Annotated in this window: 16 protein-coding genes; 9 read left to right on the top strand and 7 right to left on the bottom strand. The window is 30.1% G+C overall.

The features are described 5' to 3' along the window. Positions 1 to 470 precede the first annotated feature (470 nt). From gyrA to dnaA, 7 genes are all read right to left on the bottom strand, one after another. On the bottom strand, positions 471 to 3,083 hold the full coding sequence (gyrA, locus tag ACREVU_RS02005) for a DNA gyrase subunit A (protein WP_431549965.1): 2,613 nt from the start codon (positions 3,081 to 3,083) through the stop codon (positions 471 to 473). 89 nt (positions 3,084 to 3,172) lie between these two features. Further along, positions 3,173 to 5,077 (bottom strand): DNA topoisomerase (ATP-hydrolyzing) subunit B, encoded by a 1,905-nt coding sequence (gene gyrB, locus ACREVU_RS02010; RefSeq protein WP_431549966.1) that lies wholly within the window; start codon positions 5,075 to 5,077, stop codon positions 3,173 to 3,175. A 20-nt stretch (positions 5,078 to 5,097) separates the two neighbouring features. Beyond that, the gene (remB, locus tag ACREVU_RS02015) at positions 5,098 to 5,361 is read right to left on the bottom strand and encodes an extracellular matrix regulator RemB (protein ID WP_216146188.1); all 264 of its coding nucleotides are present in this window, start codon (positions 5,359 to 5,361) and stop codon (positions 5,098 to 5,100) included. A 39-nt stretch (positions 5,362 to 5,400) separates the two neighbouring features. Continuing rightward, positions 5,401 to 6,492 carry a DNA replication/repair protein RecF gene (gene recF / locus ACREVU_RS02020; RefSeq protein WP_431549967.1) on the bottom strand — a complete coding sequence of 364 codons (1,092 nt, stop codon included), beginning with the start codon at positions 6,490 to 6,492 and terminating at the stop codon, positions 5,401 to 5,403. A gap of 142 nt (positions 6,493 to 6,634) precedes the next feature. After that, positions 6,635 to 6,841, bottom strand: coding sequence for an RNA-binding S4 domain-containing protein (locus ACREVU_RS02025; protein ID WP_431549968.1), 207 nt, complete (start codon positions 6,839 to 6,841; stop codon positions 6,635 to 6,637). Positions 6,842 to 6,884: 43 nt separating this feature from the next. Then, the gene (gene dnaN / locus ACREVU_RS02030) at positions 6,885 to 7,994 is read right to left on the bottom strand and encodes a DNA polymerase III subunit beta (protein WP_431549969.1); all 1,110 of its coding nucleotides are present in this window, start codon (positions 7,992 to 7,994) and stop codon (positions 6,885 to 6,887) included. Positions 7,995 to 8,262: 268 nt separating this feature from the next. Continuing rightward, complete coding sequence (gene dnaA / locus ACREVU_RS02035; RefSeq protein ID WP_431549970.1) at positions 8,263 to 9,615, bottom strand: chromosomal replication initiator protein DnaA; 1,353 nt, start codon at positions 9,613 to 9,615, stop codon at positions 8,263 to 8,265. 543 nt (positions 9,616 to 10,158) lie between these two features. On the opposite strand from dnaA, the gene rpmH reads away from it, so the two are divergent. The 9 genes from rpmH (at position 10,159) to noc (ending at position 17,246) form a co-directional block, all read left to right on the top strand. Then, positions 10,159 to 10,293, top strand: coding sequence for a 50S ribosomal protein L34 (gene rpmH, locus ACREVU_RS02040; RefSeq protein WP_071614800.1), 135 nt, complete (start codon positions 10,159 to 10,161; stop codon positions 10,291 to 10,293). A 64-nt stretch (positions 10,294 to 10,357) separates the two neighbouring features. Then, on the top strand, positions 10,358 to 10,726 hold the full coding sequence (gene rnpA, locus ACREVU_RS02045; protein ID WP_431550007.1) for a ribonuclease P protein component: 369 nt from the start codon (positions 10,358 to 10,360) through the stop codon (positions 10,724 to 10,726). Continuing rightward, on the top strand, positions 10,689 to 10,898 hold the full coding sequence (gene yidD / locus ACREVU_RS02050) for a membrane protein insertion efficiency factor YidD (RefSeq protein WP_431549971.1): 210 nt from the start codon (positions 10,689 to 10,691) through the stop codon (positions 10,896 to 10,898). Before rnpA ends, yidD begins: the two co-directional genes overlap by 38 nt. 20 nt (positions 10,899 to 10,918) lie before the next feature. Beyond that, positions 10,919 to 11,602 carry a membrane protein insertase YidC gene (gene yidC, locus ACREVU_RS02055; RefSeq protein WP_431549972.1) on the top strand — a complete coding sequence of 228 codons (684 nt, stop codon included), beginning with the start codon at positions 10,919 to 10,921 and terminating at the stop codon, positions 11,600 to 11,602. 45 nt (positions 11,603 to 11,647) lie between these two features. Next, entirely contained in the window at positions 11,648 to 12,274 is a 627-nt protein-coding gene (gene jag / locus ACREVU_RS02060; RefSeq protein ID WP_431549973.1) for an RNA-binding cell elongation regulator Jag/EloR, read from the top strand. Between the two features lie 48 nt (positions 12,275 to 12,322). Continuing rightward, positions 12,323 to 13,699: a tRNA uridine-5-carboxymethylaminomethyl(34) synthesis GTPase MnmE gene (gene mnmE, locus ACREVU_RS02065; protein ID WP_431549974.1), complete on the top strand. Its 1,377-nt coding sequence runs from the start codon at positions 12,323 to 12,325 to the stop codon at positions 13,697 to 13,699. A gap of 8 nt (positions 13,700 to 13,707) precedes the next feature. Then, on the top strand, positions 13,708 to 15,591 hold the full coding sequence (gene mnmG, locus ACREVU_RS02070; RefSeq protein WP_431549975.1) for a tRNA uridine-5-carboxymethylaminomethyl(34) synthesis enzyme MnmG: 1,884 nt from the start codon (positions 13,708 to 13,710) through the stop codon (positions 15,589 to 15,591). Positions 15,592 to 15,633: 42 nt separating this feature from the next. Beyond that, positions 15,634 to 16,353, top strand: coding sequence for a 16S rRNA (guanine(527)-N(7))-methyltransferase RsmG (gene rsmG, locus ACREVU_RS02075; RefSeq protein ID WP_431549976.1), 720 nt, complete (start codon positions 15,634 to 15,636; stop codon positions 16,351 to 16,353). Positions 16,354 to 16,466: 113 nt separating this feature from the next. Next, positions 16,467 to 17,246 carry a nucleoid occlusion protein gene (gene noc / locus ACREVU_RS02080; RefSeq protein WP_431549977.1) on the top strand — a complete coding sequence of 260 codons (780 nt, stop codon included), beginning with the start codon at positions 16,467 to 16,469 and terminating at the stop codon, positions 17,244 to 17,246. The last annotated feature ends 117 nt before the right edge of the window (positions 17,247 to 17,363 follow it).

The following is a 17,363-nucleotide window of genomic DNA, read 5'->3' on the forward strand; positions in this document are numbered from 1 at the left end:
CAAGCTCATTACATACTTTTTAGTCTTACGACTAAAATTTTACTTGTTTATCTAAAGTAATTAACTGGTCTAACGAAATATTATTTCGTTATTTTACCTATTTCTCTGTTTAATTTTCAAAGACCAATTTGCTTTGTCATCAAGTGACGACTTCTACTATTTTACTAGGTATTGCTTGTTTTGTCAACAACTTCTTTAATTTATTTTCAAATTAAAACTTATCAAGTAGTAATTAACATTTAACATGCTGTGTCACTGCTTCGTGACGACAAGGAGTATTGTATCAAATCTATTTCATGCTGTATTTCAACTAGTTCTACTTCTTAGTAGATTAAACTTGATTTTCTAAATATACCTTTATTTTTCGCTCATTTACTGCTTGGGATACACTAGGTTCATTATATTACAATATAAAAAAGTACTTATCTGAAATAATTTCAAATAAATACTTTACATTTTAATCTTCTTTTTTAATCTTCTTTTTCATCATTTGTTCCATCATTTGTTCCATCTTCAGTTTCAACGTTTATTTCATCAGTTGTTTCGCTAATTGTCTCTAAGTCATTCTCTCCATTAAGAGAATTTTCTTCAATCGTTTCAATATCTTGAGTTTCATCCTGCGAGTCACCATCTAATTTACAAGATCCCCCGTCTGCATTAATTTCATCACTACAATTTATTTTAGCTATAGCAACGATATTATCTCCTTCACCGCTCTTCATTAAAGTAACTCCCATAGTATTTCTACTTGTAGTTGATATTCCGGCTACATTTAATCTTATAACAATACCATTACTATTTATTAGTATCATTTCGTCTCCATCTTTTACTATTTTAGCACCTACAAGTTTTCCTGTTTTCTCTGATACCTTATAAGTTATTACTCCTTTACCACCTCTATGCTGAAGTGAGTATTGTGAAACTACGGTTCTTTTTCCAAAACCATTTTCACTTATAACTAAAAGTTCTTCTTCAGGTTTAACAATATTCATAGCCACTACAATGTCATCTTGTCTTAAAGTTAAGGCCTTAACTCCAGTTGCAGTTCTTCCCATACATCTTACATCTTTTTCACTAAATCTTATGGAATAACCATTTCTTGTAGCAAATAGCATTTCGCTATCTCCAGTAGTTATTGCAGCTCCAATTAATTCATCATCTTCTCTTAAATTTATTGCATTTAAACCATTCTTCCTTATAGACGAATATTTATCTAGTGATGTTTTCTTAATTAAACCATGTTTTGTTCCCATTATAAGATAATTATCCTCTGTAAATTCTCTAAGAGATATAACCGCTTGAATTTTATCATCGTTAGCCAGTGGTATAATATTTACTAAGTTTGTTCCCTTAGCTGTTCTTCCACCTTCAGGAATTTCATATGCTTTTAATCTAAATGCTTTTCCTTTGTTTGTGAATAGCAATAGATTATTATGAGTGGAGGTTATAAAAATATGTTCTACAAAGTCATCTTCTTTTGTAGTAACACCTTGTATCCCTCTACCCCCTCTTTTTTGGGCACTATAAGTATCAGCTGGAAGTCTCTTTATATAGCCTGCATGAGTTAGAGTTATTACAACATCTGTCTCTTGGATTAAATCTTCCTCATCTATGCTATATGGATTTTTTTCTATTGCTGTTCTTCTAGTATCACCATATTTATTTCTAATTTCTATAAGCTCATCTTTAATTATGTTTAGTAATACCATTTCATCTGCTAAAATTCCTTGTAAATAATTAATAGTTTTCATTAATTCGTTATATTCATCTTCAATTTTATCTCTTTCAAGACCGGTTAATCTTCCAAGTCTCATTTCAACAATAGCAGTAGCTTGTTTTTCTGATAGTTCAAATGCACTTATTAAACTTTCTTTAGCTTCACTAATGCTTTTAGATGCTCTTATTAAACGGATTACTTCATCAATATGGTCTAGTGCAATTTTCATACCTTCTAAGATATGAGCTTTAGCTAAGGCTTTGTCTAAATCAAATTGAGTTCTTCTTCTTACTACATCTTTTTGATGATCTAAATAATATACCAAACACTGTTTTAAATTTAGTGTTTGTGGCTCTCCATTTACAAGAGCTATCATTATAACTCCAAAAGTATCTTGCATCCTAGTATGTTTAAATAACCTGTTTAATACTATATTAGGATTTGCATCTCTTTTTAGTTCTATAACAATTCTCATACCTTCTCTGTCTGATTCATCTCGAAGGTCTGATATTCCATCTATTTTCTTATCTTTTACTAAATCTGCAATACCTTCTATAAGTCTTGCTTTATTAACTTGATAAGGTAATTCTGTTACTATTATTGAATTTCTTCCTTTATTTTCTTCAATGTCAGTTTTAGCCCTTACCAGGATTCTTCCTCTTCCTGTTTCATATGCACTTTTAATTCCTGCTCTACCTAATATAATTCCTGCTGTAGGAAAATCTGGTCCTTTTATTTTTGTCATTAAATCACTTATTTCAGCTTCTGGATCATCAATAAGCATTAATACCCCATCTATAACTTCAATTAAGTTATGTGGAGGTATATTTGTTGCCATACCAACGGCTATTCCTGTTGATCCATTAACTAAAAGATTAGGAAATCTTGATGGTAACACGGATGGCTCTTTTTCTTCTCCATCAAAGTTAGGAATAAAGTCTACTGTCTCTTTATTAATATCGCGAAGCATCTGTGTTGTAATTTTACTCATTTTAGCTTCTGTATATCTCATTGCTGCCGCTCCGTCACCATCTACAGAACCAAAATTTCCATGACCATCAACCAAAATACATCTTTGAGAAAAGTCTTGAGCCATTCTAACGAGTGCTCCATATACTGCAGTATCACCATGTGGGTGATACTTACCTAAAACGTCTCCAACAATTCTTGCACACTTTCTATATCCCTTTTCTGGGGTTAACCCTAGTTCATGCATAGAAAATAATATTCTTCTATGAACAGGTTTAAGTCCATCCCGTACATCTGGAAGCGCACGACTTACTATAACACTCATAGCGTAATCTATATAGGATTTTTTCATTTCGTACCTTATATCAATAGGTAAAATTTTTCCCTGATTATTCATCTGTTACACCTCTTCAAACAAAATATTTTAACAACACCTGAAAAATAGTACCGCCATTCTCCATGTGTTATGGTAATTATACTAATCTACTATATATCTAAATTAAGTACTTTCTTAGCATTTTCTTGTATAAACTCACGACGTGGTTCTACTTTGTCCCCCATAAGAATAGTAAATATTTCATCGGCTGCCATTGCATCCTCTACATGGACCTGAAGGAGAGTTCTCTCTTCGGGATTCATTGTTGTATCCCAAAGCTGATCTGGATTCATTTCCCCAAGACCTTTGTATCTTTGTATATCAGTATTACCATCTTTTCCTCCTACTTCCAAAAGTACCTTTTCAAGTTCTTTATCAGTATATACATATTGCTCTTTCTTACCTTTAGTAACCTTAAATAATGGAGGTTGGGCTACATACACGTGTCCTTCTTCTACTAATTCCTTCATGTACCTATAGAAGAAAGTCAACAACAATGTTCTAATATGTGCTCCATCTACATCCGCATCTGTCATAATAATAATACGATCATATCTTATTTTTTTCACATCAAAATCTTTTCCTATACCTGCCCCAAATGCTGTTATCATAGCCCTAATTTCAAGTGATGCCAGCATCTTATCAATTCTTTGTTTTTCAACATTCATTATTTTTCCTTTAAGAGGAAGTATAGCTTGGAATTTTCTATCTCTACCTTGCTTTGCAGATCCACCAGCGGAATCCCCTTCGACAAGATATATTTCACATTCCATAGGATCTTTTGAAGCACAATCTGATAATTTTCCAGGAAGTGTAGTACTTTCAAGGATTGACTTACGCCTTGTAAGTTCTCTTGCTTTTTTTGCAGCATCACGAGCTCTAGCTGCATTCAATGATTTGTCTATTATTTTTTTACCAAGCTCTGGACTTTCCTCTAGAACATTACTCATAGCCTCACCAACTATACTATCAACAATTCCTCTTACTTCGCTATTTCCAAGTTTAGTCTTTGTTTGACCTTCAAATTGAGGATCAGTAAGTTTTATAGATACTACTGCTGTAAGTCCTTCTCGTACATCCTCACCAGATAGATTTTTATCATTGTCTTTTAAGAAACCAAATTTTTTAGCATAATCATTTACTATTCTTGTTAATGCTGTCTTAAAACCAACTAGATGTGTTCCACCTTCTACTGTATCTATATTATTAGCAAAAGAAAATAAATTTTCTGTGTATGTATCATTGTATTGTAATGCTATTTCAACAATATAATCATCTTTACGTCCTTCAATGTATATAGTATCGTGAATTTTACCCTTATTCCTATTTAGATAATCTACAAAAGATTTTATTCCACCTTCATATAAAAATTCTTGTTTTTTGTCTTCGCGCTCATCTGTAAGGGTTATTCTTATACCTTTATTTAAAAAAGCAAGTTCGCGAAGTCTTTGAGCTACTGTTTCATAATCAAAATCAATTTCCTCAAAAATTTCAGCATCAGGCATAAAGAAAATCTTTGTTCCATGTTCCTCTGTTGTACCAATCTTTTCCAGAGTACTAGTAGTTTTACCCTTTGAAAAAGTTTGTTTCCATATATCTCCATCGACTTTAACTTCAACTTCACAAACTTCAGAAAGTGCATTAACTACAGATGCTCCAACACCATGAAGACCACCTGATACTTTGTATGCTCCACCACCAAATTTTCCACCTGCATGAAGTACAGTCATTATAACTTCTACAGTAGGTATTTTCATTTTATGATGTATTCCTACGGGCATACCACGACCGTCATCTATAACCGTTATAGAATTATTTGGATGTATAAACACTTCGATATTCTTACAAAAACCAGCCATTGCCTCATCTATACTATTATCTACAATTTCATAAACTAAATGATGAAGCCCACGAATGCTAGTGCTTCCTATATACATACCTGGTCTTTTTCTTACTGCTTCTAATCCTTCAAGTACTTGTATTTGACTTTCGTCATAAACATTATTTATATCCATGCATATCCTCCTAATCTAATCTACAGTTCATAATATACAGTTTCTGTTCTCTTACATAGCGTTTGCGATGATATTGGCGATAGATATATTTTGCTCTTTTTATCTACCTCAGCAATAACAAAAGACTTAGCAATATTCTTAGTTATCCTTTCTACAAATCCATCTTCTTCAGCCATTCTTAAAAATTGTATAGTGTCCGAACTGTACATAGTCGTTTCCATGTCAAATATACCTATAATATCTTTTATAGGTACTACTACATTTTCTCCCAAATGTAAAAACATATGATATCCTCCTTAATAGCGCATTATACTTATTTAAATCTATGTAATTTCTTTTAACTTACCTGAGCTAACCTCAAATATCTTATTTTCAGAACTTAGATATTTTCTTATTTCATTAATTCCTGTACAAGTAATTAATGTTTGAACATTTTTTATAGAGTTTAATATATATTCTTGCCTTTTTGTATCTAGTTCAGACAAAACATCATCAAGTAACAATACTGGGTATTCTCCAGTTAACTCTTTTATAATTGCTAGTGCTCCAAATTTTATGGTTAGAACTGAAGTTCTCTGTTGTCCTTGAGATCCAAAGGTTCTAGCATCCATGCCATTGATAGTTATAGAAAAATCATCCCTGTGTGGTCCTATTGATGTTGTTTTAGTTTCTATATCTCTTTTTCTGTTTTTACATAAAAGCAAGTACAAGTTTTGCTGTATATTATCTAATTCTTTAATAGGTGTTAGATATTTAATTTCTATTATTTCACTTTTAGAAGTTATATCACTATGTATTACTTTACCTATTTTATTTAACTTTTCTATATAATTTATTCTGTCTTTTATAATAATTGCACCAAATTCACTAAGTTGTATATCATACACATCTATAATATCGCTATTTGTATTCCATTTTTTTATAGCCAAATTTCTCTCATTTAAAATTTTCTTGTATTGAGTTAAGCTATAGTAATATCGACTGTTTAACTTACATAGTTCTATATCTAAGAACTTTCGTCTATATGAAGGAGATTCTTTAACAATATTTAAATCTTCTGGAGAAAACATAATTACATTGAAGCTTCCTACCAGCTCAGAGAGTTTTTGAATTTTTATAGAATTTATATTAACCCCTTTTCTACCCTCTTTAAAAATTTTTATTTCTATTTTTTTATCTAATCTTGTTTTACAGACATATAACTTTATATATGCATCTGCTGCATTCCAATTTATAAGTTCCTTATCTCTATTAGTTCTATGAGACTTAGCTAAACTACAATAATAAATTGCTTCTAAAATATTTGTTTTTCCTTGGGCATTATCTCCCACGAATACATTAGTACCCTTATTTAATTCTATTGTTAAATCATTAAAATTCCTAAAATTTACAAGTTGTAAATATTTTACATGCATACAATCACCTATTACAATTATAACATATATATATTAATTATATTATTTAATATGTATAAATAATATAACATATTTTTTTATATTACAGACATAAATTGTACACCGGATAATATTTAAAAATTATCCGGTGTATTATATATCATCAAACTATTTTATAAAATTCATTGTTAAATTCAATTATATCACCTTTAGTTAATTTCTTACCTCTTTGAGTTTCGATGATACCATTGAGCTTAATTTCTTCATTTTTGATATAATATTTGGCTTCTGTTCCTAAACAAGCTATTCCAGCCCATTTTAGAAAAGAATCTAATTTTATTATATCTGTTTCTATTTTTATTTCATTCATTTTAAAACCTTCTTTTCTGAAATATTATTATAATTACTTTTTTCTAATTATTTGTAGCTCTTATTCTTACTGGTAAAACCATATAGGTACAATTATTTTTTTCTTTATTTCTTACCACACAAGGATTAACACCACTAGAAAATTCCATAATGATTTCTTCTTCTTCCATTATTTTTAGAAGCTCTATTAGGTATTTTGAGTTAAATGCAATTTGAAGTGGCTCTCCTTGCAAAATTATATTAATTTCTTCTCTGGCCTTTCCCAATTGAGAATTTGATGTAATTATCAAATTATCTTCTTCAATATTAAATTTTACTAAATTAGTATTTCCCTCTTTTGCCATAAGAGAAGCCCTCTCTATACAACTTAATAATTCAGATCTTTTAGCTGTTATCTTTAAATTATATTCTTCTGGTATTATTGAATTATATTTTATAAATTCTCCTTCTAGTAATCTTGATATAACCTTTGTTTTTCCAATGTTAAATAGTATATGGTTTGCTGTGAAGGTTATATTTACTGGCTCGTCTGTTTCTTCTAATATTTTTGATACTTCACTTAATGTTTTACCTGGAATTACAGCATTTATACTAGAATCGTTATCTACCGGTTCACTTCTAAATGCAACTCTATATCCGTCAAGTGCTATAAGATTAAGTTTTTTATCCTTTATTTCGAATAAAACTCCTTGTAGAATTGGTCTAGTTTCATCTTGAGCAACTGCAAAAATAGTACCTTTCATCATATTTTTTAATACCTTTTGGGAAATTGAAAAAATCATATTTTCTATTATATTTGGTAGATTAGGGTAGTCATCAGGATTCATATGTATTATAGTTGCATATGATTTTTGACAAACTATTTTAATAGAGTTATTTTCCTCAGAAGTTATTTCTATTGCACTATTAGGTAATTTTCTTATTATTTCACCAAAAAGTTTAGAGTCTAAAACTACACTTCCATCTTCCATAACATCTGCATTGACTTTAGCTTCAATACTTAAATCAATATCAGATCCTATAAGTGTTACTTCATTATTTTTTGCTATTAATAATATACCTTGTAATACAGGCATAGTTGATTTACCAGTAATAGCCTTTTGGACATTTGAAATAGCTTCTTGTAATATATTTTTTTCACATATAAATTTCATTTAAAAACAACCTCCTTATCCACATGGGAAATTAGTTAAAGATAGGTAAGATAATAATTTAAAAATAGTAGTAATAGTAGTAGGGGCTGTTGATATGTTAGAAACCTATGGTGGGCTTTAAGGCGCAACAATCATAGGTATAAGTAATTGTGGATAAGTATGCAAAAAAAATCATAGTTATCCACAATATCAACAGCTGTGCTTTATGTATTATTTTATACACAGGACTATATATAAATATTATCAACACTTGTTAGTAACGAACATATTATTTTTGACTTATTTTTTTAGTTAATTCAGCTATGTTATCTTGTAGATTTTCGTCTTCTTTAAGACCATTAGATATTTTCTCACATGCGTGTATTACTGTTGTATGATCCCTACCTCCAAATTCTTCACCTATTTTGGGTAGAGACATATCTGTGAGTTTTCGGCACAAATACATTGCTATTTGCCTTGGAAAGGTTATGTTTCTTGTACGCCTTGAAGATTTAAAATCCTCGACTTTTAAATTAAAATAGCTGGAAACTATATCTTGTATTAATTCAATAGTTACTTGCTTTGAATTTCTACTTGAAATAATATCTTTAAGTGCTTCAGAAGCTAAATCTATACCAATCTCTTTATTGGTAAGAGATGAAAAAGCTACAATTCTTATAAGCGCACCTTCTAGCTCTCGTATATTAGATTTTATTTTAGTCGCGATATAAACTAATACATCATTTGGAATATTTAAATTTTCTACATCGGCTTTCTTCTTTAAAATAGCAATTCTAGTTTCAAAATCAGGTGGTTGTATATCAGCTATAAGACCCCATTCAAATCTAGAACGTAATCTATCTTCTAAAGTAGGTATTTCTTTAGGAGGTCTATCACTAGATAAAATAATTTGTTTGTTTGCTTCATGAAGATCATTAAATGTATGAAAGAACTCTTCTTGTGTACGTTCTTTACCAGCAATAAATTGAATATCATCAATTAGGAGAACATCTACATTTCTGTACTTGTTTCTAAATTCTACATTTTTGTCATCTTTAATAGAATTAATAAGTTCGTTTGTGAACTTTTCCGAAGAAACGTAAACAACTTTAGATTTTGGGTTATTTGATAATATATAATGACCGATGGCATGCATCAAATGCGTTTTTCCAAGACCAACTCCTCCATAGATAAATAGCGGGTTATAGGCCTTTGCAGGTGATTCAGCTACAGCAAGTGACGCAGCATGAGCAAACCTATTACTATTACCAATGACAAAAGAATCAAAGGTATACTTTGGGTTTAGTGTTGCAGACATCTCATCATTAATTAGTAGGTTATTTCTTTCAGTTTCTCTTTTTGCTTTAGGTGTTTCAATTTCTGCGACTTCCTCAGATAATATAAAGAATTCAATTTTATATGTTTTAGAAGTAATTAATTTAACAGCATTCATTATTAAATCCTTATATCTATTTTCAAGAATGTCTTTGGTAAAATTATTAGGAACACCTAATTTAAAATTATTATTATCTAAGGCCATAGGTTCTATACTTTTAATCCAAGTATTAAAACTAACTTCTGTAAGTTCGCCTTTTATTATGTTTAAGGTTTTTTCCCAGATATCTTTAATTTGGGTGCTCATTTTCTACCCTCCAGTTCAAATAAAAAAAATATTTTATGTAAAAACAAACAATGTATAAACAAAGTTATAAACAATAAATTAATACATCATAGGTTGTTGATAAATAGCTTTAAAATTATTAACATGTTAATAACTATGTTAACAGTTTTAATATGATTTTAGTTATTAACAATTACAAAAAAAAAGTATTAACATATTAAATTTGGAATAAATCTACTAACATAGCTAAAAATAGATAAGTAAAAAGCAGTTTTGTACAATATTATAGTAGTTATTCACAATTTTGTCCACAAGTTGTGAATAACTTTGTTTACAAATAGGTTATTCACAGTTATATCTTATATAATATCAAAAAATAACAAGGTGTTCAAGAAGTTATCCACAAATAATCATATAAATATTTAAAATATCAACAATAAGAATAAAAATGGTTGTCTTGACATTAAGCCATAGTAAATATATAATACAATAGTAAAACCATAAATATGCGATTGCAAGACGATTGATATAATTTAAGGTTTAAAAGAAGGGGGTGTAGTAGATATGTTCATGACTTACCAGCCTAAAAAAAGACAAAGAAAAAAAGAACACGGATTTAGAAAGAGAATGAAAACCGCTTCTGGAAGAAACATTCTTCAGAAAAGAAGACAAAAAGGTAGAAAAAGATTGACAGCATAAAGGCCGCTAATGTGGCCTTTTTCTGCAATTTGCGGAAACGAGGGCGGCTAATATGAAAATTGATGTGAAGAAGTATAGGATTAGAAAGAATACTGAATTTAGAACAGTATATAGAAGAGGAAAATCTTTTTCTAACTTATTATTAGTGTTATATATCTATAGAAATGGCAAAGATATAAATAGATGTGGAATATCAGTAAGTAAAAAGGTAGGAAAAAGTGTAACTCGAAGTAGAGTTAAAAGACTAATTGGCGAAAGCTATAGACTTAACAATGAGGGATTAAAGACAGGATATGATTTGGTTTTTATTGCAAGGAATCCTTCTAATGGAAAGAATTATAAAGAAATAGAGAATGCTTTGAAGAATTTGCTTAAGAAGGCAGGTTTAATTAATAATGAAAAAAATACTTATACTGGGTATAAAGATTTATAGAAAATATATATCACCTCTTAAGAGGCCTTGTTGTATATTTTACCCAACATGTTCTCAGTATACTTTAGAAGCTATTGAAAAGTATGGAGCTATAAAAGGCTCTATTTTGGGAATAAAAAGAATATTGAGATGTCATCCCTATAATAAGGGTGGCTTTGATCCAGTTAAATAACCACTTGGGAGGTTTTATTTTTGTATTCGAAATTACAGTTTTTAATTTCTCCACTTCAAAAGTTCTTTTACTTTATACATAGTGGCATTCATACAGTTATACCAATTGACAATATATCTTATGGACTTGCAATAATTCTTTTCACAATTATAATAAGGGTATTATTGTTGCCTTTAAGTATTAAGCAAACTAAATCAACGGCTAAAATGGGCGCAATTCAACCAGAAATGAAGAAAGTTCAAGAAAAATATAAAAAAGATCCACAAAAATCTCAGCAAGAAGTAATGAAGCTTTACAAAGAAAATGGAGTAAATCCAATGGGCGGTTGTTTGCCAATGCTTGTTCAAATGCCAATACTATTTGCACTATTTGCTGTGTTTAACACATTAAATATGAAAGGTGCTGGCTTCTTATGGATGCCAGATTTGACATTGCCTGATCCATATTATATATTACCAATATTGTCTACCGTTACAACTTATTTTTCATCAAAACTTATGCAACCACCAGGTAGCGGTGCTCAATCTAAACAAACTTCAACAATGAACACTGGAATGGCTATTTTTATGGGGTTTATGAGTCTTAAATTTAAAGGTGCATTGGTATTATATTGGGTAATAAACAACGTATTACAAGTAATTCAAACTTTAGTTATAAATAAAATAGAACTTGGGAATACTGGAGTTGTAAAAAAACAGATTTAACACAATTGCCTAATTTTATATTGAGAAAGGCGGGTGTCTTACTGTATGAAGATTTTAGAAATGATGGGGAAGAATGTAGAGGATGCAATTAATAATGCATTGAAGGAATTAAATGTTACAAGAGATAAAGTAAAAATTGAAACCTTAGATGAAGGTAGTAAAGGGTTTTTAAATATCATTGGGGTAAAGCCTGCAAAAATTAGAGTTACAGTTAAAAGAGATAGTTCATATGAAGCTAAAAAGTTTCTAATGGAAGTATTGAAATCTATGAGTATGAAAGCTGAAGTAAACCTAAAAGATGAAAATAATGAAATTAGGATTGATTTAATTGGACCTAATATGGGACTATTAATAGGATATAGAGGTGAAACACTAGACTCCCTTCAATACCTTGTAAGTTTAGTTGTAAACAAAAATCATGATGAAGAATATAAAAGAGTAATATTAGATACTGAGAATTATAGGGCAAAAAGAGAAGAGACGTTAAAAAGGCTTGCATCAAAAATTGCCTATAAGGTAAGGGTTAGTGGTAGAGTATTAAAACTTGAACCAATGAACCCATATGAAAGAAGAATAATACACTCTACGCTTCAAAATGATTCATATGTTTACACCATTAGTGAAGGTGAAGAGCCCTATAGAAGAGTTGTAGTTGATTTAAAGAAAGCCTAAGGGCTTTCTTTTTAAATTCATAAAACTAAAATTAGGAGGTAATATTTAATGAAAGAATTTGATACTATAGCTGCAATAGCAACTAGTATAGGGGAAAGTGGTATATCTATAATTAGAGTATCTGGAGACAAGTCTAGAGATATAGTAGATAGTATATTTATAGGTAAAAACAATAGAAAACTTAGTGATTTTAAAACTTATACCATGAGATATGGTCATATTATTGATAAAAAAGGTATTAAACTTGATGAAGTTATTATTTCCTACATGAAAGGTCCAAAAAGTTTTACTTCAGAAGATACTATTGAGATAAATTGTCATGGTGGCATAGTTGGAACTAATATAATTCTACAAGAAGTTATTAGGGCAGGAGCAAGAATGGCAGCACCAGGAGAATTCACTAAAAGAGCATTTTTAAATGGTAGAATTGACTTAAGTGAGGCTGAGGCGGTTATGGATATTATAACAGCAAAGACAGAACTTAGTATGAAATCAGCCCTTATGCAATCAGAAGGTTCGATTTCCAGGGAAATAAAGAAAATAAGAAATAAATTACTTAGTGTAATTGCACATATAGAAGTTACTGTTGATTATCCTGAAGAGGATATTGAAGAAGTAACAGCGGGAGAAGTTAAGGAGGACGTTAATTCAATAATGGGTGAGATAGATTTACTACTCAGTACGGCGGATGAAGGTAAAATCCTAAGGGAAGGCTTAAGCACTGTAATAGTTGGTAAACCTAATGTAGGAAAATCTTCACTTCTTAATGCTCTTGTTAAAGAAAAAAGAGCTATTGTTACAGAGATACCTGGCACAACAAGGGATGCTATAGAAGAGTATATAAGCATAGAAGGTATACCAGTTAAAATAGTGGATACTGCAGGTATAAGGGAAACAGAAGATATTGTTGAGAAAATAGGAGTAGAAACATCTAAACAAAAGATTGATGAGGCTGATTTAGTTATATTAATATTAGACTGGAGTAATAAGCTAAGTCAGGAAGATATGGAAATAATCAAATACATTAAAGAAAAAAAATATATTGTATTGTTAAATAAAAGTGATTTAGGTGGTAAAATAGAGAGTGAACAATTACAAAATCTAAAATCAAAATATGTAACTAATATATCAGTTAAAACCGGTGAAGGATTAAATAAGGTTAAGGAACATATAAAAGATTTATTCTTTAAGGGTGAAATTAAAACTGAAGGAGTATTTGTTACTAATAATAGACATAAGGAAGCTTTAATACGGGCAAAAGAAAACTTAGAATCATCACTAAATGCAATAGAACATACATCGGCTATAGATTTGGCTTCTATTGATATAAGAAATGCATGGACTAATTTAGGTGATATTACTGGAGAGGCTTTAGACGAAGATATTATACATAAGATATTTTCAGAATTTTGTTTAGGAAAGTAGGGATAAATATGAAATATATGGCAGGGGAATTTGATGTTGTAGTTATTGGAGCTGGTCACGCAGGTTGTGAGGCCGCGCTTGCAGCTGCAAGGATAGGATGTAAGACTTTAATTTGTGCTATAAATTTAGATAGTGTGGCTTTAATGCCATGTAACCCCAATATTGGGGGAACTGCTAAAGGACATTTGGTAAGGGAAATAGATGCTCTTGGTGGTGAAATGGGAGTGAATATTGATAATACATATATACAATCAAGAATGTTAAACACTTCTAAGGGTCCAGCTGTGTTTTCGTTAAGAGCTCAAGCTGATAAAAAAGCATATGGCGCAAGAATGAAGAATGTATTAGAAAAACAAGAAAATTTACAGTTAAGACAATTAGAAGTAATATCTATAGACATGACAGAGGGAAAAATTAATGGTGTTCTTACAAAAAATGGTGCATACTTTAAAACGAAGGCTATTATTATAGCATCTGGAGTATATTTAAAATCTAAGGTTATAATTGGGGATCAAAGTTATAATGAAGGTCCTAGTGGATTACTTCCTGCTAATGAACTTTCGAAGTCATTAATTGAAATTGGAATAGACTTAAGGAGATTTAAAACAGGAACTCCAGCTAGAATTAATAGAGGATCAGTAGACTTTTCTAAAATGGAAGAGCAACGTGGTGATGATGAGGTAGTTCCATTTTCGTTTATTAGTGAAGATATACAGCGAGATCAGCTTTCTTGTTATTTAGCTTATACAAATGAAAAAACTCATAATGTAATACGACAAAACATAGATAGATCGCCACTATTTAATGGATCTATTAAGGGTACTGGGCCTAGATATTGTCCATCCATTGAAGATAAAGTAATGAGATTTGCGGATAAAGAAAGGCATCAAATATTCATTGAGCCTGAAGGAGAGAATACAGAAGAAATGTATGTTCAAGGTATGTCTAGCTCACTTCCAGAGGAGATTCAGGTGGAAATGATGAAAACAATACCAGGTCTTGAAAATGTAGAAATTATGAGAACGGCATATGCCATAGAGTATGATTGTTTAGATTCAACGGATTTAAAACTTTCATTAGAATTTAAGAATATTAAAGGGTTATTTTCAGCAGGTCAAATAAATGGTAGTTCAGGTTATGAAGAAGCGGCTGCACAAGGTCTTATCGCAGGAATTAATGCTGCACTTAGTATTCAAAATAAGCAGCCGCTAATATTAAAAAGGTCTGATGCATATATAGGAGTATTAATTGATGATTTAGTTACTAAAGGCACCAATGAGCCCTATAGGATGATGACTTCAAGAGCAGAGTATAGATTGCTATTAAGACAAGATAATGCTGATTTAAGACTTACTGAAATTGGGCATGGTGTTGGCCTTGTTAATGAACATAGATATGAAGTGTTTTGTGAAAAAAAGAAGCAACTAGAAGAAGAAATTGAAAGAATAAAGCATTTACAAATTACAAATAAAAAAGATATTGAGGAATTCTTAATTTCTTGCGAATCTACACCACTTAAAAAACCAATTAGCCTCTATGAGCTTATAAAAAGACCTGAACTTGATTATTATAAAGTTGAAAAACTTGATAAAGATAGACCTAAATTAAATAAATATATTGAGCAGCAAGTTAATATTATGTCAAAATATGAAGGATATATCCAAAAGCAATTAGAGCAAATTCATCAATTTAAAAAGTTTGAAAACAAAATTATACCTAAAGAAATAAATTATGAAAATATAAAGGGTTTAAGGATTGAGGCTATGCAAAAATTAGGTAAAATTAAACCAATTAGCATAGGGCAAGCTTCTAGAATATCAGGAGTATCACCTGCAGATATGACTGTTCTAATGATATATATTGAACAGCAGAATAGATTAAGAAATAGCTAAGAGGATTATTTATTAAAATATAAGAAGACCTAGAGGTGAAAGATGAAATACTTTGACATATTAAGCAAGGCCAGTAGTAATGAAGGCTTAGGATTTAACGAAAAAAAGTATGAGCAATTTATGAAATATAAGGACCTTATAAAAGAGTGGAATGAAAAAGTAAATTTAACCGCTATAAAAGAAGATGAAGAAATAATAAAAAAACATTTTATTGATTCTATGAAAGTCTTTAAGTTTCAAGGACTAAAAAATGCAAAAAATGTTATAGACATAGGAACTGGTGGTGGATTTCCGGGTATTCCTATGAAAATAATTAAACCTGAAATAAATATAGTTTTATTAGATTCATTAAATAAGAGAATTAATTTTTTAAATGAAGTAATTTCAAATCTTCAATTAGAAAAAATTAAAGCTATTCATGGTAGAGCAGAAGATTTTGCACAAGATAGACAATATAGAGAGAAATTTGATGTAGCTGTATCTAGAGCAGTTGCTAATTTAACAGTACTTAGTGAATATTGTTTACCTTATGTAAAGGTGGGTGGATATTTTGTTGCAATGAAAGGTCCTGCGGTTGAAGAAGAGATTAAATCTTCTAAAAATGCAATTAGAATGCTAGGTGGGCGGATAGAACATATCGAGAAGGTACAAATTGAAGATAGTGACTTAGACCATAATTTAGTAATAATAAGTAAAATTTCAGGTACACCTAAGAAGTATCCTAGAAAAGCGGGGATGGTCGCTAAAAGTCCTCTAGTGTAGTACTACGACCAAAAATGTAATAATTTGTCGTACGGAAAATATAAAAAAAAGAAGGAAATAAGATAAAAAAAGAGAACTGTTAATAAAAGGAAAAATTTAAGGGATGGTATATTATGCAAAATGATGTAAAATATGTGTCTATAGAATTATTATCTCCAAATGTTTATCAGCCTAGAAAGCATTTTAATGAAGAGACTATTGAAGAACTTTCTCAGTCTATAAAAGCTTATGGTATAATCCAGCCCCTAACAGTTAGAAAAAGCGGGGAGAGTAGATATGAATTAGTAGCAGGAGAAAGAAGATTAAGAGCCGCAAAAAAAATAGGACTGCAGGAAGTGCCAGTAATTATTATAGATATTACAGATAAAGACTCTGCAGCAATTGCACTACTTGAAAATTTACAAAGAGAAGATTTGAATTTTTTGGAAGAAGCCTCAGCTTACTATAATCTTATTCAAGATCATTCTTATACACAGGAACAATTAGCACAAATAATAGGAAAAAAACAATCAACTATTGCTAATAAATTAAGATTGTTAAAATTAGATAAAGAGATTACAAATGTTTTGATAGAGAACAAGCTTACAGAGAGACATGCCAGAGCTCTGCTAAAAATAACTGATATAAAACTTCAAAAGAAGGTACTTAAAATAATTGTTGATAGATCCCTAAATGTTAAAAATACAGAAGATCTTATTGAAAAGGAATTATTGAAGTTATGTAGAGATGAAGTAGCTGCAGATGGAAAGAAAAAAATAAAAGGCATTTTTGCACCTAGGGTTTACATAAATACTATAAAACAAGTTTTTGATAAGTATGGAATAAATGCAGAATATAAATCTAGAGAATTAGAAGATAGTATAGAAGTGACGATAAGAATACCTAAAAAATAGTAAAAAACAGAATGTTTCACGTGAAACATTCTGTTTTTTACTATTTTTTTTAAAAATGAAGAAAATACTATTAAAATATTTAACATATCTATATAATAAACTATATAGTAAAATTAG

The organism is Clostridium sp. (genome assembly GCF_050717535.1).
Lineage (GTDB): Bacteria > Bacillota > Clostridia > Clostridiales > Clostridiaceae > Clostridium_AD.